Source organism: Halosimplex salinum, assembly GCF_003730195.1.
Classification (GTDB): Archaea; Halobacteriota; Halobacteria; order Halobacteriales; family Haloarculaceae; genus Halosimplex; species Halosimplex salinum.
This window is the reverse complement of record NZ_QWGG01000001.1, coordinates 45133-67343: the sequence shown is the minus strand read 5'-3', so window position 1 is coordinate 67343 and position 22211 is coordinate 45133. Positions and strand designations below refer to the sequence as shown.

The window sequence follows — 22211 nt, the reverse complement described above, 5'->3', positions numbered from 1 at the left end:
ATCATGAGCGACACAACAATTCGAACCGGCACCGAGGAACAGACGCGGGAACGACTGCAGGACGAGAACGAGCAGGAATCGACCGACGTACAGGTCTGTCCCGAGTGCGAGGGGCGACTCGACGCCGACACCGAACACGGCGAGACGGTGTGTTCGGAGTGCGGCCTCGTCGTCGAGGAGAACGAGATCGACCGCGGCCCGGAGTGGCGAGCGTTCAACCCCTCCGAGAAGGACGAGAAGTCCCGCGTCGGTGCACCGACGACGAACATGATGCACGACAAGGGCCTCTCCACGAACATCGGCTGGCAGAACAAGGACGCCTACGGTAACTCACTGTCCTCGAACCAGCGCCAGAAGATGCAGCGCCTGCGCACCTGGAACGAGCGGTTCCGCACCCGCGACTCGAAGGAGCGCAACCTCAAGCAGGCCCTCGGCGAGATCGACCGCATGGCCTCCGCGCTCGGCCTCCCGAAGACGGTCCGCGAGACCGCCTCGGTCATCTACCGGCGCGCGCTCGAGGAGAACCTCCTGCCCGGCCGCTCCATCGAGGGCGTCGCGACGGCGTCGCTGTACGCCGCGGCCCGCCAGGCCAACACGCCGCGCAGCCTCGACGAGATGACCGCGGTCTCCCGGGTCGAGAAGATGGAGCTGACCCGGACGTACCGCTACGTCGTCCGCGAGCTCAACCTCGAGATCAAGCCGGCCGACCCCGAGAGCTACCTTCCGCGGTTCGTCTCCGACCTCGGTCTCTCCGACGACACCGAGCGCCGCGCGCGCGAGCTCATCGAGAGCGCGCGAGACCAGGGCATCCTCAGCGGGAAGAGCCCCGTCGGCCTCGCGGCCGCCGCGGTGTACGCCGCCGCCCTGCTGACCAACGAGAAGGTCACCCAGAGCGAGGTCAGCGGCGTCGCCAACATCTCCGAGGTCACCATCCGCAACCGCTACAAGGAACTCCTCGAATCCGTCGACGCGCCCGCCTGATCGCGGGCCCGCGCGCTCGACGCCGTGACCCGACGGTCCCCGCGTCGAGCATCGACCTGTCGCTTGATGTAGGTACGTACCAGCCTTTTTGTTCCAGTACTGTGTGTTGATACCACGCATGGAGGAAGCGTACGTCCGTTTGCTCTGTCCCGAATGCACCAAAGACTGGGAGTCGACGCCGACCGACCTGCCAGAACACACGAACGTCTATCACTGTCCCAACTGCCACGCGAGCCGGCGGCTCGCGGAGTTCGCGCGCACCGAACGCGACCTGCAGACGCTGAAGAGTCTCGGTTAGCCGCTGGTCGCCGACCGCGCGCCGCAGGCCTCACACCGCAGGAGGAGCACGCCGCCCTCGCGCTCGAAGTGGGTGTCAGGGAGGCCACACTCCGGGCAGAGGACGAACTCGTCGGTGTACTCGTCGACGGCGTTGCTGACGCGGCGGACGCTGAACTCGCCGGTCAGGCGCGCGCGGCCGCTCTCGTCGATGTGGCCGCTCGTCCCGATCTCGTTCTGGAGGAACTGCATGACGTGGTCGTCCTCGCGTCCCAGCGCGTCGCACGTGTCCTGGAAGTTCTCGAACACGGTGACGTTCCCCTCCTGTCGGAGGTTCGGGTCGGGAACCTCGAACCGGTCGGAACTCCCCTCGATGTCCGGCGTCTCGTCGAGCGCCCGGTCGAGCATGTCGTCGTAGTCCATACCAACGGGAAGCCCGTCCGCCGGTAAAAGTCTTTCAACCCGGCCGTCGTGCCCGCTCAGCGCGCGCGGCCGCCGGACCGACTCGGGGGACTTGGTCGCCACGTCCACCCCACCGAACGGCCCGACCGTCTTCTCGGCCACCCCGGCCCGGTCGCCGGGCCGAGCACTCGGTTGCGGCCCGCTCCGAGCCGATCCCCGCTCCCGTCGGGCGAACCGCGACCGCCGCGGAACGATATCGAGGGGCTTTTGTACACGGTTTTTAAGCAGGCGTGTGTTAACGCGACTCAGGATACTACTATTACCCTCCAGTGGTAAGCACCGGGTGACTATGAAAAAGCAGGAGCTCATTCACCTTCACGGCCTGCTTGCTCAGGTGGAGAATCACTACGAGATGGAGACAGGCGACGAGGTGGAACACGACGAGTACACCTCGCTCGGGGTACGACCGACGTCCATCCACAAATCGAAGACCGACCACAAGAACGCTGTTTTCGCACTGGCGAAAGGTATCACGTCCGAGATGGAGACCGAGCCGCGCGAACGCGTCCCCGCCTCGGCGGACTGAACGACTCGTATCGTTCTGTATCCCTCACGACCGCTCAGCGGTCGCTCTCTCTCTTCCCGCTCTCTCGACTGCCGGAGTCGCGACTGGCGCGCGCGATGAACTACAGAAGACCGCCCGACCCGCCCGTCAGGACTCGTCGATGAGCTCCTCGAACTCCGGGAGCACGTCGTCCCCGTCGTCCCTGTCGCCCGACGACTCGTCCTGCCCGCCGTCCGTCTCGTCCGATGGCGACTCGCTCTCGTCGGTCGACGACACCTCCTCGTCGCTTTCGTCCTCGTCGGTCTCGTCTTCGTCTTCGTCGTCGATCTGTTCGATCACGAGCACGTCGAGCGGGATGTTCTCCAGACGCTGTCCGATCTCTTTCCGGGCGATGCGCGCGGCGTGCTCCTCGCGTTCGACGTTGAAGACGGTGATCTCCAGTTCGAGCGCGACGAGGCTCTCGTCGGCGGCCAGGAACGCGGGCTCCAGTTCCTCGCCGCAGTGGGGACACGACCGTTCGCCCATGTTGATCTCGACGTAGTTCAGGTCCGGGTTGAGCATCTCGCCCGTCTTCGAGATGGCGATCCGTACCGCCTCGTCCTGTGTTTCGACGTCGTAGACGGGCACAGCGGCCTCGACGACAACTCTGCAGTTCATGTACTTGTCTTTGCCTCGCAACGACATGAAGCTTCGCCTCGATAGCACACCGCACACACCGGTGTGCGGGGGAGCGCGTCGCGGCCGAGCGAGCGTCGCCGTGTCCGTCTCGAAAGGGCAAAGCCGGCCGCTCGCCTGGCCCGAGTATGAGCGTAGAGCGTGGCGCCGTCGCGCTGTCCGAGTTCCCCGGTCCGTTCGACCTCCAGTCGACCGTCGAGAGCGGCCAGTCGTACCTCTGGGACCGCGCCGACGGCCTGATGTACGACGAGAGCGGCGCGTACGGCGGCGACAGCTGGTACGAGACCGTCGTCCGCGTCGACGGGGAGCCCGCGGTCGTCCGAGTCCGACAGGTCGACGACCGACTGGAGTGGGAGTCGTCGGTCGACGCCGCGCCCGTCCTCCGGGAGCGGCTCCGTCTCGACGACGACCTGCCGGCCATCCGTGCGGTGACGCCCGACGACGACGTGATCGAGCGCGCGTTCGACGCCTACTGGGGGATGCACCTCGTCGACGACCCCGCGTTCCCCTGTCTCGTCTCCTTCATCTGCTCGGCCCAGATGCGCGTCGCCCGCATCCACGGGATGCAGCGCGAACTCGAGCGCGCGTTCGGCCCGACCGTCGAGTTCGACGGTCGCACTTACCACGGCTTCCCGACGGCCGAGCAACTGGCCGCCGCGACGGAGGCGGAACTCAGAGACCTCGGGCTGGGATACCGGGCGCCGTACGTCCGCGACACCGCGCGGATGGTCGCCGACGGCGAGGCGGCCCCGGAGGAGGCAGTCGGTCTGGACTACGAGGACGCCCGCGACTCGCTCACGCGTTTCGTCGGCGTCGGCGACAAGGTGGCCGACTGCGTGCTCCTGTTCGCGCTGGACTACCTCGAAGCCGTCCCGCTGGACACGTGGATCCGCACGACCATCGATGAGTACTACCCCGACTGCGACCGGGGCAACTACGCGGACACCTCGCGGGCCATCCGGGCGGCCCTGGGCGGCGAGTTCGCCGGCTACGCGCAGACGTACGTGTTCCACTACCTGCGATAGCGGAGAAGCGAGGGGGAACGACCGACGTTCGCGCCGTCGACGCTACCGCTCGTCGACGGGCGTCCACGAGCGGTCGTGGTCGCCGACGTAGCTGGAGAGGGGACGGATGAGGCGGTTGTCGTCCAGTTGTTCGAGTGCGTGGGCGGTCCAGCCGCCGACCCGGGAGATGGCGAAGCAGGTGGTGAACAGTTCCTTCGGGACGCCGACGCCGTCCAGCAGCGCGGCGGTGTAGAACTCGACGTTCGTGTCGAGGTCGCGACCGGGCTTGTGCTCGGCGAGCGCGTCGACGGCGACCTCCTCGAACGCCTCGATCGACTCGAAGAAGTCGGTGTCGCCGGCCTCGTCGTAGAACTCCGAGGCCGCGTCCGAGAGGACGGCCGCCCGCGGGTCGCGGACGCGGTAGACGCGGTGACCGAAGCCCATCAGCCGCTCGCCCGCCTCCAGTTTCTCGCGGACGTACCCCTCCGGGTCGCCGTGCTCGTGGACCGCGTTGAGCATGTCCAGCACCGGTCCCGGTGCGCCGCCGTGGAGCGGTCCTTTGAGGGTGCCGACTGCGGCCGTCGCCGCCGACACCACGTCGGACTCCGTCGAGACGACCGTCCGCGCGGTGAACGTCGACGCGTTCAGCCCGTGGTCGATCACGGTGTTGAGGTACGTCTCGACGCCGCGGACCGCGGCCTCGTCCGGTTCCTCGCCGGTGAGCATGTAGAGGTAGTTGGCCGCGTGGCGCAGGTCCGCGCGGGGCTCCACGGGGTCGTCGCCCTCACGGTAGCGCCAGTACGTCGCGACGATGGTCGGGAACACTGCGATCACCCGCCGGGCGTCGGCCTCGGGGTCCTCGGCGCCGGTGCCGAGGTTCGCCGCCGCGGCGCCCATCCGAAGCGCGTCCATCGCCGGTTTCTCCTCCTCGGCCGCTCGCCGGAGCACCGCCCGCGCCTCGTCACCGATCTCCCGGTGTTCGGCAAGGGCTGTCCGAAACTCGTCGAGTTCGTCGGCCGACGGCAACCGGTCGTTGTAGAGCAGGAAGACGCTCTCCTCGTAGGTGGCGTTGCGCGCGAGTTCGCCGACCGGGTACCCGCCGATGGTGAGTTCCCCGGCCTCCCCGTCGATGTCGCTCAGTCGCGTCTCCGCCACCCTGATCCCTTCCAGTCCGCGATTCAGGTCACCGTCACTCATGATCTCCCCTGTATCGAGCACTACCAAAGGTTTGTTGGAACACGCGGGACTTTTCCGGTAGTTCCGAAAACTTCTCGCAATTTCTCCGGTCCAATACCCGGAATTGTCCAATCGTCGACGGTGGTAACGACAGACGTGCAAACGCGACGACCCGCGAGCGGCGCGTGGATCGGAGGAGTCGGTTCCGCAGTTCGGCGCGGCGTTTTTTCAACACGGGAGCGCTACCGGCGCGCATGGCAGATCGAACGCGCGCACACGTCTACGTCTCGGGCCGGGTACAGGGCGTCTTCTACCGGGCGACCACTCGCGACCAGGCCGGCGAGTGCGGAGTCGACGGCTGGGTGAGGAACCTCGACGACGGCCGCGTCGAGGCGGTGTTCGAGGGACCGGCGGACGCCGTCGAAGGGATGGTCGAGTGGTGTCACGAGGGGAGTCCGCAGGCGCGTGTCGACGACGTCGAGGCCGAGTACGGCCAGCCGGAGGGGCTCGACGGGTTCGAGATCAGGCGGTGAGCCGGGCGCGGCCCCCGCGTTTCGGCGCCGTCAGTCCAGCGCAGCGTCGATCGCCTGTTCGAGGTCGGTTCGCAGGTCCTCGACGTGCTCGATGCCGACGCTGAGTCGGACGAGGCCGTCAGTGAGGCCGACCGCGCGGCGCTGTTCGGCGGGGACGGCCGCGTGGGTCATCGTCGCCGGTTGCTCGATCAGGCTCTCGACGCCGCCGAGGCTCTCGGCCAGCGTGAACACCTCCGTCGCCATCACCGCGTCGGCCGTCTCCTCCAGCGACGCGTCGAGTTCGACCGAGAGCATCCCGCCGAAGTCGTCCATCTGGCTCGCCGCGAGGTCGTGGCTCGGGTGCGAGTCCAGTCCGGGGTAGTACACCCGCGAGACGTCGGGATGGTCGTCGAGCCACGTCGCCAGTTCGCGGGCGTTCGCGCAGTGGCGGTCCATCCGCACGGGCAGCGTCTTCGCGCCCCGGAGGACGAGGAAGCAGTCGAAGGGACCGGGGGTCGCGCCGACGCTGTTCTGGTAGAACCCGAACCGCTCGTCCAGTCCCGGGTCGTCGGTGACGACGGCCCCCGCGACCACGTCGGAGTGCCCGCCGAGGTACTTCGTCAGCGAGTGGACGACGATATCGGCCCCGAGATCCAGCGGCCGCTGGAGGTAGGGGGTCGCGAACGTGTTGTCGACCGCACAGAGCGCGCCGTTCTCGTGGGCGACCTCGGCGAGCGCCTCGATATCGACGATCCGCATCAACGGGTTGGTCGGCGTCTCCAGCCACAGCAGTTCGGTGTCGGGCGTGACGACCTCCCTGACGCGGTCGACGTCGGTGGTGTCCACGAACGTGAACGAGATGTCGTAGTCCTCGAAGACGTCGCGGAAGATGCGGTGGGTGCCGCCGTACACGTCGTCGCCGGTGACGACGTGGTCGCCCGCAGACAGCAGGTTGAGGACCGTGTTGATCGCGCCCATCCCGCTGGAGAACGCGCGGCCGAAGGCGCCGCCCTCCAGCGCGGCGAGGTTGTCCTCGAGCGCGGTCCGCGTCGGGTTGCCCGTCCGGGAGTACTCGTAGCCGCGGTGGTCGCCGGGGGCGTCCTGCTCGTAGGTCGACGTGGCGTAGATGGGCGTCATCACGGCGCCGGTCTCGGCGTCCGGCTCCTGCCCGGCGTGGACGGCACGGGTCTCGAACTGTTCGACTGGCTCGGATGTGGTGTCGTCGGTCACGTGTGTTCACTCCACTCCTCGAAGGAGGCGTAGATCTCCTTCGAGAGGTACCGCTCGCTGGAATCCGGGAAGACGGTCACGACCGGGGCCGCGGGGGCGTCGACCTCGCCGTCACGGATGGCCTCGGCCACGCGGCGAGCCGCGACGCTGGCGGCGCCGGAACTCGAGGCGACGAGGTGTCCCTCGTCGCGGGCCAGCCGCTTCAGTTCGGCCTGCGCAGCCCGGTCGGTCACCTGTCGCACCTCGTCGACGAGCGACGGATCGAAGAGATCGTTCCGCTCGGGATCGTGCGTGCCGATCCCCTCGGTCAGGTAGTCGCGTTCCGGGACTTCGCGGCCCTCGAGCGTCGCGAACTGCGACCCCTCGGGTTCGACCGCGACGACGCGGGTCTCCGGGTCCTGCTCGCGGGCGTAGCGGGCCAGCCCCATGAGCGTGCCTGCGGTGCCGATGCCGGCGACGACGGCCCCGACCGAGTCCAGCGCCTCGAAGATTTCGGGGGCGGTCGTCTCGTAGTGCGCCTCGACGTTGAGCGGGTTCGAGAACTGCTCCGGGACGACGGCGTCGTCGCGCCCGTCGGCGATCTCGTAGGCGCGGTCGATGGCGCCGCCGATCCCGTCGTCGGTCGGCGTGTTGACGATCTCGGCACCGAGGGCGGCCATCAGGCGCTGTTTCTCGACGCTGAACTTCTCCGGGACCACGAACACCGCCTCCACGTCGAGCCGGGTCGCCGCCAGTGCCATCCCGATGCCCGTGTTCCCCGCGGTCGGTTCGACGACCGTCCCGCCGGGCGGGAGGTCGCCGCGGTCGAGCATCGCTTCGAGCATGTAGCGGCCGATGCGGTCCTTGACGCTCGCGCCCGGATTGAACGACTCGAGCTTCGCGTACACCGGCACCGCCTCGGGGCTGGCCCGGACTCGCACGAGCGGCGTCTCGCCGACGGTCTCCAGCACCGAACCGAGCGGCTCGCTGTGGGTAGTCATGGTAGGACGTGGCCGAGTGACGCCGGTCTCCGGCGCCGGCCGGACACGTGTGCTACTTACTCACGCGGGCGATAAGTATCCCGCGCCGGTCGCCGTCTCCGGGCGGACCGAGCGACGAGACGGGTCGGATCCGCGCCGAGTGCCCCCACCCTTATGCGGTGGGCGGGCGAACGCCCGCTCATGATTACGGGCAGCGAGATGGCCGTCGTGGACGAGAACGCCGCGGCCATGGGAGTCCCGCGGAAGCAGTTGATGGAGTCGAGCGGACACGCCGTCGCGCGAGGGGTTCGCGACGTCGCCGAGGAGGGGGCGAGCGTCCGCGTCGTCGCGGGGCGGGGGAACAACGGCGGCGACGCCTTCGTCGCGGTCCGCTTCCTCGAAGCCTTCGACGTGACGACGACGCTCCTGGGGCGCCCCGAGACGATCACCACGGACATCGCCCGCGAGAACTGGACGGCGCTGACCGCCGGCGAGTACGACGTCGAGACGGTCCGCGACTCCGCGGCCTTCGAACTCGGCGACCCGGACGTCGTCGTCGACGCGATGCTCGGCACCGGCATCTCGGGCGACCTCCGCGAACCCGAGCGGACCGCCGCCACCGGCATCAACGAGAGCGACGCCACCGTCGTCTCCGTCGACGTGCCGTCGGGGATGGACGCCGAGACCGGCCAGCTCGCCGAGACGGCCGTCGAGGCCGACCACGTCGTCACGTTCCACGACACCAAGCCGGGACTGTCGGCCCTGGACGCCGCCGTGACCGTGGCCGACATCGGCATCCCCGCGGCCGCCGAGCGCTTCGTCGAGCGTGGCGACCTGATGCGCCTCGACGACCGTCGACCGGACAGCCACAAAGGGGAGAACGGCGAGGTACTCGTCATCGGCGGCGGCCCCTACGCGGGCGCACCGGCCCTCTCCGCGAAGGCCGCGCTTCGGGCCGGTGCCGACCTCGTTCGGGTCGCCTGCCCGATGGTCGTCGGGCGCGAACTGCAGGGGTTCGGCGAGGACCTGATCGTCCGGCCCTACCAGGGCAAACAGCTCGAACCCCGGCAAGTGGGCTTCCTCCTCCAGATGGCCCGCCACCACGACACCGTCGTCATCGGCCCGGGGCTGGGCGACGAGGAGGAGACGCTCGAGGCCGTGGAAGGGCTCCTCTCGGGCTACTCCGGGACGGCGGTCGTCGACGCCGACGCGCTCTCGCGCGTGCCGGCGGTCGATACCGAGGCCGACCTGATCTGCACGCCCCACCAGGGCGAGTTCGCGCAGATGGGCGGCCGGGTGAGCGACGACTGGCGCGAGCGCGCGGACATCGTCGAGCGCTTCGCCACCGACCTCGGACAGGTCGTCCTCGTGAAAGGGAAGTACGACGTGGTCTCGGACGGCGAGACGACCCGGGTGAACCGGACCGGCAACGCGGGCATGACCGTCGGCGGCACGGGCGACGTGCTCGCCGGGATCACCGGCGCGCTCGCGGCGACGCAGGACCCCCTCGACGCCGCCGCGATGGCCGCCTACGCCAACGGCGCCGCCGGCGACAGAGCCTTCGAGGAGCGGAACAACGGCCTCGTCGCGACCGACCTCCACGACGAGATCCCTCGCGTCCTCTGGACCGAGCGAGGTGACGCCGCGTGAGCGAGGACCGGACGGAAACAGAGAGCGGCGACACGCCGGACGAAACCGGGGCTGTGGACGCCGAGCTGACCCACACCGACGAGTCCGGCGAGGCGCAGATGGTCGACGTCGGTGACAAACCTGACACGGCGCGTCGTGCAGTCGCCCGCGGGTGGATCCGCCTGCGTCCCGAGACGGTCGCCGCCGTTCGCGAGAACTCCGTGGAGAAAGGCGACGTGCTCGCGACCGCCCGCATCGGCGCGATCCAGGCGGTCAAACACGCCTGGGAGACGATCCCGATGTGCCACCAGATCCCGATCACGAACGTCGACACCGCCTTCGACCTCGGCGAGGGCCACGTCGAGTTGACCGTCGCCGTCGAGACGACCGGCAAGACCGGCTGCGAGATGGAGGCCCTCGAAGGCGTGACCACCGGCCTCAACGTCGTCTGGGACATGGTGAAATCCGCCGAGAAGGACGCCGGCGGCGACTACCCTGAGACGGGGATCGAGGGCGTCGAAGTCGTCGAGAAGTCGAAACGCGAGATCTGACGGCACGTCACCTCACCCCGTGCGAACCTTCAAATAGGATACCGAGACCACGCCGGCGTGTGCGCTGAGAACCGCCGCGCGGTGGACTGCGGTCGTGCGACGCGACCGCCGCGCGCTGCTGTCGTCGCGTCGCCTGTTCGCCAGACGAACGGAGCGAGTCCGTCGGCGTCCGGATCGAACCTCCGACGCCGTCCATCTCGGCCCTTTTTCCCGCTGTAGTCGATCAGTTCGATCATGCGCGCGGCAGTGTACCACGGCGAGCGAGACGTTCGCGTCGAGGACGTGTCCCGGCCCGAGATCGAAGATCCCGGCGACGCCGTCGTCCGGGTGACCCACACTGCGGTCTGTGGGTCCGACCTCTGGCCGTATCGGGGTGAGAGCGACCGCGACGTGCCCTCGCGTATCGGCCACGAACCGATGGGGATCGTCGAGGAAGTCGGCGAGGGCGTGCGCCGAGTCCGGCCCGGAGACCGGGTGTTCGGACCGTTCGTGATCAGTTGCGGCGAGTGCGAGTTCTGTCGGCGCGGTCTCCACACCTCCTGCGTGAACGGCGACTCGTGGGGCGGCGACAACGGCGGGGCGCAGGGCGAGTTCGTCCGCGCGCGCCACGCCGACGGGACGCTCGTCCGGATCCCCGACCGCTACGCCGACGACGAGGACGCCCTGCAGGCGGCGCTCCCGCTGACCGACGTGATGGGGACCGGCCACCACGCTGCAGTGAGCGCCGGGGTCGAGGCCGGGAGTACCTGCGTCGTCGTCGGCGACGGCGCGGTCGGCCTCTGTGGCGTGCTCGCAGCCCGCCGACTCGGGGCTTCCCGCATCGTGGCCGTCGGCCACCACCCTGACCGTCTCGACCTCGCCGAGGAGTTCGGCGCGACGGAGACGGTCCTCGGTGGCAGCGACGGCGTCGACGACGAAGCCGAACGCGTGACAGATCTCACGCACGGCGGCGCCGAGCACGTCCTCGAGTGCGTCGGCGCCGCCGGGGCGATGGAGACGGCAGTCGGCGCCTGTCGACCCGGTGGCACGGTCGGCTACGTCGGCGTCCCGCACGGCATGGGCGACGGCCTCGACCTGTTCGACTTCTTCGGCGACAACGTCACGCTCGCGGGCGGGGTCGCACCCGTCCGCGCCTACGCCGACGAACTCCTCGCCGACGTGCTCGGCGGGACGCTCGACCCCTCGCCCATCTTCACGAAGACCGTCTCGCTGGAGGAGGTCGCCGAGGGGTACCGCGCCATGGACGAGCGCGACGCGATCAAGGTGCTCGTGAAACCCTGAGACCGCCGTCGACGGATAAACAGCGCGGGATACGCGGGGGTAACCACTTGTCCGTTCCGGGCGTCGCTTCGACTATGAGCGGAGCGAAACGGCCGCCGAGTCCGGGCGGGGTACCGTTGATGGGGCACGGACTGGCGTTCGCACGGGACCCGTGGAGCGCGATGCGGGAGTGGGCGACGGAGGACGACGTCGTCGCACTGGAGTTCCCCGGTCGCTCGATGTACATGGTGACCGACCCCCACCTGATAGAGCGGATGCTCGTCTCGGACCAGGCGCAGTTCACGCTCAGTCGGGCACAGCGGCAGACGTTCGCGGGGATAGAGGACGACGCCGTGACGGCGACCGAGGGCGAGCGATGGAAGCGCCTCCGCCGCGCGCTCCAGCCGGCCTTCGAGTGGTCGGGCGTCCGCGGGTACGGTGACCGGATGGCCGAGCGCACCGCTGCCCACGTCGCCGACTGGGAACCGGGCGACCGGCTCGACCTCTGGGCGGAGATGCGCCAGCTGACTCTCCATATCCTCGGCGACACGCTCCTCGGCGTCGACCTGACGGGCGACGAGGCGGTGGTCCACGAGGCCGCCGACGCGCTCGTCGCGAAGACCGACTTCCGTCGGCCCGGCCAGTTGCTCCCCGACTGGGTGCCGACGCCGACCCAGCGGCGGTTCGACCGCGCCGTCGGTGACCTCGACGACTACATCTCGGCCGTGATCGCCGACAGCGGCCCCGGCGACGCGACAGTCGTGGGCGTCCTGCTGGCGGCCCACGAGCGTGACGAGATATCGATGGCAGAAGTGCAGGACAACCTCGCTGCGCTCCTCCTCGCGGGCCACGACTCCTCGGCGGTCACGCTCACCTACGCCTGGTACGAACTGAGTCGCCATCCCGAGACCCGCGAGCGACTCGTCGCGGAGGTCGAGGAGGTGCTGGACGGCGACCTGCCAGGCGCGGACGACTTCGACGACCTGGAACGCGTCCAGAACGTCGTCCGAGAGACCCTCCGCCTCTATCCGCCGGCGTTCGCGACCAGCCGTGAGGCCACGGAAGCCGTCACACTCGGCGGCTACGCCCTCCCCGCGGGGGCGCAGGTGATGGCCCCGCAGTGGGTGCTCCATCGCGACGAGCGGTTCTGGGACGACCCCGACACGTTCGACCCGACGCGCTGGGAGCGGGACGCCGACCGCCCCGAGTACGCGTACTTCCCGTTCAGCGGCGGGCCGCGCCACTGTATCGGGATGCGATTCGCCCGCCTCGAACTCGTGCTCGCGCTCGCGACGATGGTCGACCGCGTCGACCTGGACGTCTCGGTCGATGAGCCGCTCACCTTCACGCCGTCGCTCTCACTTCGCCCCGAGAGCGACGTCTTCGCCACAGTTCGAGAGGTCTGACCGAGAGCGGCAGCCCGGAATCTGCGACCCGGCGGCCGGTAGACCGACAAGTCTCCCACACCACATGGGGAACGTGCCCAACGTCAGCGACACCTATCTGGAGAACCGATGGCGCGTCCAGCCCAACCACGCCAACAACTACGACACCGTCCACGGCGGGAACGTGATGAAGTGGATGGACGAACTCGGCGCCATGTCGGCCATGCGCTTCGCCGGCGAGCCCTGCGTCACCGCCTCTATCGACCGCATGGACTTCCACCGACCGGTCCCGACCGGCGAGGTGGTCGTCATCGAGGCGTTCGTCTACGACGAGGGGCGCTCCAGCGTCAACGTCCACCTCCGCGCCGCTCGCGAGAACCCGCGCTCGGGCGAACAGGAGATGACCACGGAGTCACAGTTCGTCTTCGTCGCCATCGACGAAGACGGGTCCCCGGTGCCGGTACCTGACCTCACCGTCGAGGGCGAGCGCTGCCGGGAACTCCGCGAGAGAGCGCTCGAATGGCGGGAAAATCGACACGAGGAGAGCTAAACGGCGTTAGGCCGAGGCTTCGACGAGGTCGCCGGCTTTCGATCGCGAGCGTTCGACAACCGCGGGGCGGGCCTCGAAATCGATGACGACCTGGTCGCCGTAGTCGACCGACTCCACGCGGGCGTGGTCGTGGATCCACGAGACGAGCGACATCGTGTCGTCGGTCATCGGCAGGACGAGTCGCTCGCGCTCGTAGTCGGGCAACTCCGCGTCGATGCGGTCGCGGAGCTCGTCGACGCGCTCGCCGGTCCTGGCGCTGACTGCGACCGGGTTCGGGGCGAGCGCCGACAGCGACTCGCGCGTTCGCTCGACCTCTTCGTCGTCGACCGTGTCGATCTTGTTGAGGACCGTGACGATCGGTGCCTCGTTGCGCTCGGCGAGCGTGTCGTGACACGTCACGAGCTTCTCGCGGATCTCCTCGATCGGTTCGCTCACGTCGACGACCAGCAGGACGAGGTCGGCCCGGTACACCGAGTCCAGCGTCGACTTGAACGACTCGACCAGCCAGTGGGGCAGGTCGGAGATGAACCCGACCGTGTCGGTGACGAGCACGTCTCGCTGCTCCATGTCGGCCCGCCGGGTCGTCGTCCCGAGGGTCGTGAACAGGCGGTCCTCGGACTCGGCGGTCGCGTCCAGGTCCGGGTGGAGGTCCTCGTTCTCGTCCACCTCGACGTCCTCGGCCAGCCGGCGAAGCAACGTCGACTTCCCGGCGTTCGTGTATCCGGCCAGCGCGACCAGGTCGAAGCCCGACTCGCGGCGCTGTTCCCTGCGGTGTTCCTCGGTCTTCGCGATCTGTTCGAGCTCCTCGCGGATACGGGAAATCTGCGCTTTGATGTCCCGCTCGCGGCTCTCGTCGTACTCGCCCAGCCCCATGAACCCGGGACGCTCGTCGCGGCGAGCCAGACTCGCTTTCGCTTCGGCGCGCGGGAGTTCGTACCGCAGTTCGGCGAGTTCGACCTGTAGCTGGGCCTTCCTCGTCCGGGCGCGCTGGCCGAATATCTCCAGGATCAGTCGGAAGCGGTCGATCAGTCGGACGCCCGTCGGGAGTTCGTTCCCCACGTTGTACGTCTGGTACGGTCCGAGCTGGTTGTCGAAGATGACCGCCGTCGCGTCCGTCTCGGCGACCCGCCGGGCGAGCGTCGCGACTTTCCCCTCGCCCAGGAGCGTCGCGGGGTCTTCCGTCCGGGTCTGTGTGACCTCGCCGACCACGTCGTAGCCGGCGGCTCGCGCGAGATCGCGGATCTCCGTCGTGTCCGGCGTTCCGCTGTCGACGCGCTTGGCGACGACAGCCCGCCGTTCGGATTGCTCCTCCGTCACTCGCGCGAGGCTACGTCGTCCGCGTATTTAAACTCTGGTCGGCGAGCGGCGCGAGCCGAACGAGCGGACAAAAGAGCCTTATCCCCCCGCCGACACCGGGATGGATATGGTAGAGTTCGGCCTGCAACAGATCGGCCTGGAACTGGGAACAGGGGCGGTGATCGGCGGGTTGATCGGGTTCACGGCCAAGAAGGTCGCGAAGATCATCGCGTTCCTGATCGGCCTCGAACTGGCCCTGTTCAAGTTCCTCGAGTCACAGGGGATCCTCGCAGTCGACTGGGAGCGACTCTCCGCGGGACTCGTCAACGCCAGTTCGGCCGCCGGCGACGCCGCGACAGCCAACCAACCACCGGGCGTCATCGTGAGTTTCCTCTCGGTCATCCCCGTCAGCGCGGGCTTCACCGGCGGCTTCTTCGTCGGGTTCAAGAAGGGATAGTCGCCGACCGACGCTTCGTCGGAGGCGTCCGCAGTTCGAACGACCGGTTCCCCGAACGTATCGACTTCTCGCGGCGGACGTAGTCAGTCGTGAAAAGAGAGAACGCTCCGCGAGAGAGGTCGGTCTCGCTTACTCGCCGAGGCCGCCACCGCCACCGTCGCCGCCCGACGGGACGTCGTCGTCCTTGTCACCGGAGACGAGGAAGTCGAGGAGGTTGCTGATGAACTGTTCGTTGTCCATGTCGTATCGCTCCGAGGACTTGAGGAACGACGTGTCCGCCACGAGGACGAAGTTGTCGTTCTGGGCCGCGACCGGGTGCTGGCCCGCCTGTCGTCGCTCGAGCGTCTTCGTCCCGGGGCCCGCCCGCACGCGCACCGACGCGTCGTCGCCCGTCTGGACGACGTAGCCCGGCGAGTCCAGGGTGACGTTGTCGACGCCCTCGGTCAGCGAACTGTCGCCGTCGGGACTGGCGACGACGCTCTCGTAGTTGTTGTCGTTCCAGTCGTCGTCGGCGTTGTAGAGCCCGTCACTGCCCAGCCGGAGACCGAACTCCTCGGTCAGGCCCTGTGCCCCGAAGCGGACCTCGGAGACCTGAGCCGTGAGGCCGCCGCTGACCTGTAGCTGGGGCGGCTCGCCGAGCACGACGATGCGACCGCCGCCGTCGGCGAACTCCGTCAGACCCGCGATCTCCGCGTCGGAGAACGAACCGGTCGGCTGGACGATCAGGACGGCGTCGTACTGGCGGAGCGTGGCGTTGTAGTTGCTCTCGCCGAAGCCGCCGTCCTCGCTGCTGGGTGCGAAGTCGATCTCGTGACCGGCCTGGACGAGCGCCTCTTCGATCGCCGCCAGGTCCGACTGCGAGTACTGGTTCCCGTGACTGCTGTCGACGAGGATGCGTTTCTCCTCGCCGCTCCCGTCGACGGAGATGTCGCCGTCTTCGGGCGCGCTCGTCACGATGGCGTTCCCGGGCTGGAACGCGTCGGGCGACTGGCCCTGGATGTCTTCGCCGTCGGACGGTGCGCCTGAGCCGGCGCCGCTGAGCGTGGAGACGACCGCCGTCCCGGCCAGGATGACCGCGATGACGACCACGAAGACGCCGAGCGGTTTGAGAACGTCACTCGCTTTCATTGGTGCTCACCTCCTGGGCGTCCTCCGTGACGGGGACACCCCAGACCGCGTAGTAGGTCACCGGTCGCTGGAACTCCGTCGTTCCCTCGCCGGACTTGTCCACGTAGACGATGTTTCCGTCGGTCTTCTCGGCACCCTCCGAGAGGAGGATAGCGCCGCCGGACGGACTGATCGGCTCCTCGTAGTGGACGTTGTACTGGCCGTCTTCGATAGCATCGGTCTGCGACGCAGCGTAGCTGATCGCGGAGTCGAGGTCGCCGGCCTCGTCGGCGAACCCGTTCTGGAGCGCGGTCGGGCCGAGGTAGGCGTCACCGTGGCCGACCTCCTCGCGCGACAGCTCCAGTTCGTCACCGCGGTGTTTCATGATCGTGTCGAGGAAGGCGTTGTGGAGGGTCTCCATCTCCTCGCGGAACTGGTCCTTGTCGTAGGTCGCCTTGTCGGGACCGGTCCGCAGGTACGTCTTGCTCTCGGCTTCCGCCTGTTCGAGCGCACTCAGCGGCGCGCTGACGATGACGCCGATCGAACCGACCGTCGAACTGGGTTTCACGTAGATCCGGTCGGCGGGCGCGATGCCGTAGTATCCCCCCGAAGCGGCCGTCCCCTCGACGTAGGCGACGACCGGCATCTGCCGCGCGGTCTGGTTCATCGCCAGATACAGTTCTTCGCTCGACGCGACTGCGCCGCCGGGGCTGTCGATCCGCAGGACGACAGCCTCGATCGAGTCGTTGGTTCTCGCTTCACGGAGATCTTCCTTGACGTCGTTCACCGGACCGGGGTCGGTCCCGGCTCGCAAGGTGACGACGGACACGGTCGGATCCCCCGAGTTGTCTGAAGAGGACTGTGTCGCACTCCAGACGACTGGCGCGAGTACGGTGCCAATCAGGACGGCGACGACCACGACGATCACGTACAGTACCGTGGTCGTCCTGGCCGAATCGGTTCTGTCCACCATACACCCCGGACAATGTACGACCCCTTCATGAAGGTTGTTCAATCTAAAAATCCATTTGATATACCGGATCTCCATACCGACGTACCAGTATCTTGCCTGGACCGTCGCCCCGCAGCGGTCGCATGGTCCCATCTGCCCGCCGAGACGGTCGATACAGCCGTTCTCCGAACGTTAACTCGCTTCCGACTCAGCGGGTCTTTATTAGCTATCGCCGTGTGTGACGATGTATGCCAGAGATTCAGGTATCGGACAGCCTGTACAGCCAGCTGGAGGACGCTTCCGACGGCCGTGACCTCGACGACGCGATGTGGGAGATGCTGTACCTCTTCCAGCGCGGCAACAACCCCTCCGAGTAATCCGATACTACCCGTTCTACCGTCGCTTCCGTCGACCAGTCGTGGACACGCCGCCTACCGCTCGACCAGTCGCCGACACGCCGTCTACCGCTCGACCAGCCGTTCGGCCCGGTCCCTGTCGGCGGGCGTGTTGACGTTCACGCGCGAGCCCTCGAAGGGGACCGTCTCGACGCGGCGACCGGCACGGAGGAAGAGGTCGATGGCGTCGGTCAGTTCGTACTCGCCGCGGTCGGAGGGCTGGACGAGGTGACAGGCGTGAAATATCTCGGGGCTGAACGCGAACAGCCCCGTCAGGACCCGCGTCGACGGCGGGTCGTCCGGTTTCTCCACGACCGCGTCGAGGCGGCCGTCGTCGTCGGTGACGAACACCCCGGTCTCGGCGGCCTCGTCCCGCGAGACCTCGTCGACCAGGAGCGTCGCGTCCACGCCGTCACGCCCCTGGCGCTCGACCACGTCGTCGAGATTGCCGAACATCACGTTGTCGCCGTTGAACACGAGGAAATCGTCGTCGACGACGCGCTCCGCCTGGAGGACGGCGTCGGCCAGTCCAATCGGTTCGCGCTGGTGGACGTACGTGATCGGAACCCCCTCGAACTCGTCGCCGTAGTGCTCGATGATCGCCTCCTTCCGGTAGCCGACGACGAGGACGAACGCCTCGGCCCCCAGGTCGGCTAGCTCCGAGAGCCCGTGGGACAGTAGCGGTCGTCCGTCGACCTCGACGAGCGGCTTCGGGCGGTCCTCGGTGAGCGCTCCGAGTCGCGTGCCCCGCCCCGCCGCGAGAATGACTGCTTTCATCTGGGCACACAAACAGCCGCCTGTCACTAAACCCTGCCGCGAATCCGCGGCGACCGGCCCGCACCGCGCCGCCTCAGAAGACGTCCTCGAGCGTTTCGAGCCGCTCGATCAGGTGGTCGATCCCCTCGTTCATCTCGGCGAGTCGCTCGTCGATGTCGTCGGCCGGCACCGCGCCGTTCGGCGTCGGATCGACGAGGCCGTCGTTCTCCAGCATCCGCAGCGAGTACCGAACTTTGTGCTCGGGGACGTCCGTCTCCTCGGCCAGTCGCACGATCCCGATCGGCCCGGACTCGATCACCGCCTCGAGGATGCGCAGGTCCCGTTCCTCCTTCTCGACCTGATTGGTCAGTCGCTCCACCATGAAAGCCCACCGGGTCTATTCCCTCCGGTGGTAATAAAGTACAGGTGCCGCGGGCGGACGCGCGGGCGAACCGGCCTGTTCGTCCCCGTCTGGCGTCCCCCGTTTGCTCGTCGCCGTCCGGCGTCCGCCGTCTACTCGTCGCCGACCGGCGTCCGCCGTAGCTCGTCGATCTGGTCGCGCAGTCGGCCGAGTTCGCTCTCCAGTTCCTCCTGCCGGTCGATCAGCGCACCGAGTTCCTCCGTGTTGACCGAGTAGTCGTGGTCGAGCGCGCTGTCGAGCGAGTCCGTCGTCGCCTGCACGAGATACGAGGCGAACTGCAACACTTCCTCGGGCGACCCCTGCGCCGAGAACAGTTCTACCGCGCCGGACTTGGGAGCGTAGCTGACGACGGGCACCTCGGCTTCCGAGTGGTACGTCGTCGCCGCCTCCAGTTCCGTGATCGGGTTGCGGCGCTCTCGGGTCTGCTCGGTGCGGACCACGCCGAACGGTTCGGCCAGCGCCGGGTAGGTCTCACCCAAATCGCGGAGCACGTTCGCGGCTTCGACGCCGAGCTGGGCCTCCACGTCGCCGTAGAACTGCTTCGACCCGGAGAGTGAGAGCGCGACCGCGTAGAAGACGTGCTGGTTGTTCTCCGCGAGGTCGCGGATACGGTCCCGGACGCTCTCGTGGTCGCCCTCCAGCATCGCTCGTTCGAGGTCGTCGAGCAGCGCTCGCGTCCCCTCCTCCCGCTCGAGGAACTCCTCGACGAGCACGCGAGGCATCTCCCCGCCGTCGATTTCGTCCATACCGACCCATTCGCACGCAGGCATATACGCTTTGGCGGACCGCGTCACCACCCCTCGACGGCGCGCGAACGCAGGACGTGCGCTGCGACGAACACCGCGACGCCCAGAAAGACGCCGCTCGCGAGCCCCGTGCGGATCGCCGCCGGGATCCCGACGTACTCGTCTACCGCCCAGACCCCGACGGCGAACGCCACGATAACCGCAGCCCGACCGATCACGCCGATGGCTCGGAACCAGCCCCCCAGCCCGTTCCCGACCGACGACTGCGCCAGCGGACCGGCGACGAGCACGGTCGCGACGAATCCCCCGGCGACCCACGTCCAGCCGATCTGCGAGGTCGTCGTCAAGTTGCTGACGAACAGTGCGCCCGAGAGCACGCCGGCGGCCACGTCTATCCACGTCGGCACCCTGTCCGGCACCCAGGTCGATCCACCGGCTTCCGGCTCCATAGTCTGGCCGAGATGCGCCGGCGTATTAGTTTCTCCGCTGACACTGGCACTTCGCCGCTCGCGGTGGCGAGCGCATGCGGTGCTCGCCAGGTTGTTCGCGACAGAAAGCGCCCGAGGCGGGACCGAGCGAACGCGAAGCGTTCGCGAGGGTCGAGAGACGCCGACGGCGTCTCTCGGGATTTGAACCGGAATCAGACGTGCTCGCTCACTTCGTTCGCTGCGCGCGACTGATAGGGTTCAAATCCCGTACTGCCGCTCTCTGATTTCGAGAGAGGCGCGGAGATGAAACTCCGCGCCGTTGAAATCAGAGAAGCGCCCGAGGCGGGATTTGAACCCGCGTCACGACCGTGACAGGGTCGTATGATGGGCCACTACACCACCCGGGCTACACTCACATCTGGGAGGAACACACGGAAAAGGCTTTCCAGTTCGGATTGCCCCGCCGTCACCCGATATCCGCCACCGAAACCGTGGCACTTCCCCGCACACCCCAACACCTATCAATCAGGTTTGCGTATCGAGGGGCACGAAGCATCGACGTCGCGGAATCACGGCGGTCGCACGCAGTTCGAGTAGCTCTGCTGGCCGGACTTGGTAAGCGTTTTATGGTTCGCGGTTATAGCCGTCTGTAGTATCTCGTGACAGCAACTTCTCACTCCAAACAGCCCCACACATGGTAGACGTAAGCCAACACGAACTCGTTCCGGACCACACGATCCTCGATGGCGACGAGATCGAGGGCGTGCTCGAGGAGTACAACATCAAGAAAACGGACCTGCCGAAGATCAAACGCACCGATCCCGCGCTGCGCGACCTCGAAGCCGACGCCGAAGCAGGCGACGTCGTCCGAGTGACACGGGACTCGCGAACGACCGACCGAGCAGTCGTATACCGACTCGTGGTTGAATAATATGGACATCAAGGACAGACGCGAGATATCGCGTGAGTATTTCTCGAGGGAACGGCTCGCAGAACACCACTTCCGCTCGTTCAACGCGTTCCTCGGCCGAGGGATGCAGGAGGTCGTCGACGAGAAGGCGACCATCGAGACGGACATCGGCGACAAGGAGGGCGAAGAGCCCGTCTATGTCGAGCTCGGGGACGTCCGCGTGGTCACCCCCCGCGTTCGAGAGGCCGACGGCTCCGAAGAACTGCTGTATCCGCAGGAGGCACGACTGCGGAACATCACCTACGCCGCGCCCGTCTTCATGGAGATGGCGATCATCAAGGGCGGCGAGGAAGAGGAAGAACGCGTCGTCGACCAGACCGAGACCAAGATCGGCCGCATGCCGATCATGGTCGGGTCGGACAAGTGTAACATCGCCGGGTTCACCGACGAAGAGCTGATCGACATCGGCGAAGACCCCGCCGACCCCGGCGGGTACTTCATCGTCAACGGCTCCGAGCGCGTGCTGATGACGAGCGAGGACCTCGCGCCGAACAAGATCCTCGCCGAGACGGACACGAAGTACGGCGACACCATCGAAGTCGCGAAGACCTTCTCCCAGCGCCGTGGCTACCGCGCGCTCGTGCTCGTCGAGCGCACCCGCGACGGGCTGCTCGAGGTCTCGTTCCCCTCGGTGTCGGGGAGCATCAACTTCGTGACGCTGATCCGGGCGCTCGGCCTCGAATCCGACGAGGAGATCGTCCACCGCGTCTCCGAGGACCCGGAGATCGTGAAGTTCATGCTCGAGAACCTGGAGGCCGCCGAGGTCCAGACGACCGAGGGCGCCATCGAGGAACTCGGGACGCGCGTCGCGTCGGGCCAGGGCAAGAACTACCAGCTCAAACGCGCCAACTACGTCATCGACCGCTACCTGCTCCCGCACCTCCACGAGGACGGCGTCGAGGAGGAGGACGTGCGCATCAACAAGGCGTACTACCTCTGTCGGATGGCCGAGGCGTGTTTCGAGCTCGCGCTCGAACGCCGCGACGCCGACGACAAGGACCACTACGCCAACAAGCGCCTCAAAGTCTCGGGCGACCTGATGAAGGACCTGTTCCGGACAGCGCTGAACAAGCTGGCGCGCGACGTGAAGTACCAGCTCGAACGCGCCAACATGCGCAACCGACAGCTCTCCGTGTCGACGGTGGTCCGCTCGGACGTGCTGACCGAGCGGCTCGAACACCCGATCGCGACGGGGAACTGGGTCGGCGGCCGCTCCGGCGTGAGCCAGCTGGTCGACCGAACGGACTACATGGGCGTTCTCTCCCACCTGCGCCGACTGCGCTCGCCGCTCAGTCGCTCGCAGCCCCACTTCGAGGCGCGGGACCTGCACGCGACCCAGTGGGGTCGCATCTGTCCCTCCGAGACGCCGGAGGGGCCCAACTGTGGGCTCGTGAAGAACTTCGCGCAGGCGATGGAGCTGTCACAGAACGTCGAGGACGAACAGGGACTGAAACAGGAACTGGCGGCGATGGGCGTCTCGGGCATCCCGGGCATCGAGTCCATCGACCAGCAGCCAGCGGACGACTAA

Annotated in this window: 26 protein-coding genes and 1 tRNA gene; 14 read left to right on the top strand and 13 right to left on the bottom strand. The window is 67.7% G+C overall.

Translation table 11 applies throughout. The annotated features are described in order from the left end of the window. Positions 1-3 precede the first annotated feature (3 nt). Together D1409_RS00355 and D1409_RS00350 are read left to right on the top strand one after the other, a co-directional pair. Positions 4-981 carry a transcription initiation factor IIB gene (locus tag D1409_RS00355; RefSeq protein WP_123532937.1) on the top strand — a complete coding sequence of 326 codons (978 nt, stop codon included), beginning with the start codon at positions 4-6 and terminating at the stop codon, positions 979-981. A gap of 118 nt (positions 982-1099) precedes the next feature. Then, positions 1100-1279, top strand: coding sequence for a DUF7836 family putative zinc-binding protein (locus tag D1409_RS00350; protein WP_123532935.1), 180 nt, complete (start codon positions 1100-1102; stop codon positions 1277-1279). Here the strand turns inward: D1409_RS00350 and D1409_RS00345 are convergent. Further along, entirely contained in the window at positions 1276-1680 is a 405-nt protein-coding gene (locus D1409_RS00345) for a translation initiation factor IF-2 subunit beta (protein ID WP_123532933.1), read from the bottom strand. The genes D1409_RS00350 and D1409_RS00345 overlap by 4 nt on opposite strands. 328 nt (positions 1681-2008) lie before the next feature. Between D1409_RS00345 and D1409_RS00340 the strand changes: the two genes are divergently transcribed. Beyond that, positions 2009-2245 carry a UPF0058 family protein gene (locus tag D1409_RS00340; protein ID WP_123532931.1) on the top strand — a complete coding sequence of 79 codons (237 nt, stop codon included), beginning with the start codon at positions 2009-2011 and terminating at the stop codon, positions 2243-2245. Positions 2246-2371: 126 nt separating this feature from the next. Here the strand turns inward: D1409_RS00340 and D1409_RS00335 are convergent, their stop codons facing one another. Continuing rightward, entirely contained in the window at positions 2372-2881 is a 510-nt protein-coding gene (locus D1409_RS00335; RefSeq protein ID WP_123532929.1) for a DUF555 domain-containing protein, read from the bottom strand. A gap of 146 nt (positions 2882-3027) precedes the next feature. Here D1409_RS00335 and D1409_RS00330 point away from each other — a divergent pair, with 146 nt between their 5' ends. Then, positions 3028-3924: a DNA-3-methyladenine glycosylase family protein gene (locus tag D1409_RS00330; RefSeq protein ID WP_123532928.1), complete on the top strand. Its 897-nt coding sequence runs from the start codon at positions 3028-3030 to the stop codon at positions 3922-3924. A 42-nt stretch (positions 3925-3966) separates the two neighbouring features. Here D1409_RS00330 and D1409_RS00325 read toward each other — a convergent pair whose 3' ends face one another. After that, positions 3967-5100, bottom strand: a complete 1134-nt coding sequence (locus D1409_RS00325; protein ID WP_123532926.1) for a citrate synthase/methylcitrate synthase — start codon at positions 5098-5100, stop codon at positions 3967-3969. 233 nt (positions 5101-5333) lie between these two features. Here D1409_RS00325 and D1409_RS00320 point away from each other — a divergent pair, with 233 nt between their 5' ends. Beyond that, positions 5334-5612, top strand: coding sequence for an acylphosphatase (locus tag D1409_RS00320; RefSeq protein WP_123532925.1), 279 nt, complete (start codon positions 5334-5336; stop codon positions 5610-5612). A gap of 30 nt (positions 5613-5642) precedes the next feature. Here the strand turns inward: D1409_RS00320 and D1409_RS00315 are convergent, their stop codons facing one another. Then, entirely contained in the window at positions 5643-6821 is a 1179-nt protein-coding gene (locus D1409_RS00315; protein ID WP_123532923.1) for a cystathionine gamma-synthase, read from the bottom strand. After that, positions 6818-7801 (bottom strand): PLP-dependent cysteine synthase family protein, encoded by a 984-nt coding sequence (locus D1409_RS00310; RefSeq protein WP_123532921.1) that lies wholly within the window; start codon positions 7799-7801, stop codon positions 6818-6820. Before D1409_RS00310 ends, D1409_RS00315 begins: the two co-directional genes overlap by 4 nt. A 180-nt stretch (positions 7802-7981) precedes the next feature. Between D1409_RS00310 and D1409_RS00305 the strand changes: the two genes are divergently transcribed. The 5 genes from D1409_RS00305 (at position 7982) to D1409_RS00285 (ending at position 13155) form a co-directional block, all read left to right on the top strand. Next, positions 7982-9430: an NAD(P)H-hydrate dehydratase gene (locus tag D1409_RS00305; protein ID WP_123532919.1), complete on the top strand. Its 1449-nt coding sequence runs from the start codon at positions 7982-7984 to the stop codon at positions 9428-9430. Next, positions 9427-9960 (top strand): cyclic pyranopterin monophosphate synthase MoaC, encoded by a 534-nt coding sequence (gene moaC / locus D1409_RS00300; RefSeq protein WP_123532917.1) that lies wholly within the window; start codon positions 9427-9429, stop codon positions 9958-9960. The genes D1409_RS00305 and moaC overlap by 4 nt, the downstream gene beginning before the upstream one ends. A 234-nt stretch (positions 9961-10194) precedes the next feature. Then, a complete protein-coding gene (locus tag D1409_RS00295) occupies positions 10195-11241 on the top strand; it encodes a zinc-dependent alcohol dehydrogenase family protein (RefSeq protein ID WP_123532915.1) in 1047 nt (348 codons plus the stop codon). A 74-nt stretch (positions 11242-11315) separates the two neighbouring features. Then, on the top strand, positions 11316-12626 hold the full coding sequence (locus D1409_RS00290; RefSeq protein ID WP_123532912.1) for a cytochrome P450: 1311 nt from the start codon (positions 11316-11318) through the stop codon (positions 12624-12626). A 73-nt stretch (positions 12627-12699) separates the two neighbouring features. Beyond that, positions 12700-13155, top strand: coding sequence for an acyl-CoA thioesterase (locus tag D1409_RS00285; RefSeq protein ID WP_123534742.1), 456 nt, complete (start codon positions 12700-12702; stop codon positions 13153-13155). A gap of 6 nt (positions 13156-13161) precedes the next feature. Here D1409_RS00285 and hflX read toward each other — a convergent pair whose 3' ends face one another. Beyond that, positions 13162-14472: a GTPase HflX gene (gene hflX, locus D1409_RS00280; protein WP_123532910.1), complete on the bottom strand. Its 1311-nt coding sequence runs from the start codon at positions 14470-14472 to the stop codon at positions 13162-13164. A 100-nt stretch (positions 14473-14572) separates the two neighbouring features. Between hflX and D1409_RS00275 the strand changes: the two genes are divergently transcribed. Beyond that, positions 14573-14908 carry an FUN14 domain-containing protein gene (locus tag D1409_RS00275; protein ID WP_123532908.1) on the top strand — a complete coding sequence of 112 codons (336 nt, stop codon included), beginning with the start codon at positions 14573-14575 and terminating at the stop codon, positions 14906-14908. 129 nt (positions 14909-15037) lie between these two features. On the opposite strand, the gene D1409_RS00270 is transcribed toward D1409_RS00275, so the two are convergent. Beyond that, the gene (locus tag D1409_RS00270; protein ID WP_123532906.1) at positions 15038-16036 is read right to left on the bottom strand and encodes a DUF4350 domain-containing protein; all 999 of its coding nucleotides are present in this window, start codon (positions 16034-16036) and stop codon (positions 15038-15040) included. Next, positions 16023-16988 (bottom strand): S49 family peptidase, encoded by a 966-nt coding sequence (locus D1409_RS00265; RefSeq protein ID WP_123532904.1) that lies wholly within the window; start codon positions 16986-16988, stop codon positions 16023-16025. Before D1409_RS00265 ends, D1409_RS00270 begins: the two co-directional genes overlap by 14 nt. Positions 16989-17215: 227 nt before the next feature. Here D1409_RS00265 and D1409_RS00260 point away from each other — a divergent pair, with 227 nt between their 5' ends. Then, a complete protein-coding gene (locus tag D1409_RS00260) occupies positions 17216-17344 on the top strand; it encodes a phosphohydrolase (protein WP_123532902.1) in 129 nt (42 codons plus the stop codon). An 84-nt stretch (positions 17345-17428) separates the two neighbouring features. Here D1409_RS00260 and D1409_RS00255 read toward each other — a convergent pair whose 3' ends face one another. From D1409_RS00255 to D1409_RS00240, 5 genes are all read right to left on the bottom strand, one after another. Beyond that, a complete protein-coding gene (locus D1409_RS00255) occupies positions 17429-18139 on the bottom strand; it encodes a sugar phosphate nucleotidyltransferase (protein WP_123532901.1) in 711 nt (236 codons plus the stop codon). A 73-nt stretch (positions 18140-18212) separates the two neighbouring features. Further along, positions 18213-18500, bottom strand: a complete 288-nt coding sequence (locus D1409_RS00250; RefSeq protein ID WP_123532899.1) for a winged helix-turn-helix transcriptional regulator — start codon at positions 18498-18500, stop codon at positions 18213-18215. 131 nt (positions 18501-18631) lie between these two features. After that, complete coding sequence (locus tag D1409_RS00245; protein WP_123532897.1) at positions 18632-19285, bottom strand: hypothetical protein; 654 nt, start codon at positions 19283-19285, stop codon at positions 18632-18634. A gap of 44 nt (positions 19286-19329) precedes the next feature. After that, the gene (locus D1409_RS24190; RefSeq protein WP_164471516.1) at positions 19330-19734 is read right to left on the bottom strand and encodes a hypothetical protein; all 405 of its coding nucleotides are present in this window, start codon (positions 19732-19734) and stop codon (positions 19330-19332) included. A 313-nt stretch (positions 19735-20047) separates the two neighbouring features. Continuing rightward, positions 20048-20120 (bottom strand) — tRNA-Asp (locus D1409_RS00240). A 287-nt stretch (positions 20121-20407) separates the two neighbouring features. Between D1409_RS00240 and D1409_RS00235 the strand changes: the two genes are divergently transcribed. Both D1409_RS00235 and D1409_RS00230 read left to right on the top strand, forming a co-directional pair. Beyond that, positions 20408-20644: a DNA-directed RNA polymerase subunit H gene (locus D1409_RS00235; protein ID WP_123532895.1), complete on the top strand. Its 237-nt coding sequence runs from the start codon at positions 20408-20410 to the stop codon at positions 20642-20644. 1 nt (position 20645) lies between these two features. After that, entirely contained in the window at positions 20646-22211 is a 1566-nt protein-coding gene (locus tag D1409_RS00230; RefSeq protein ID WP_123532893.1) for a DNA-directed RNA polymerase subunit B'', read from the top strand.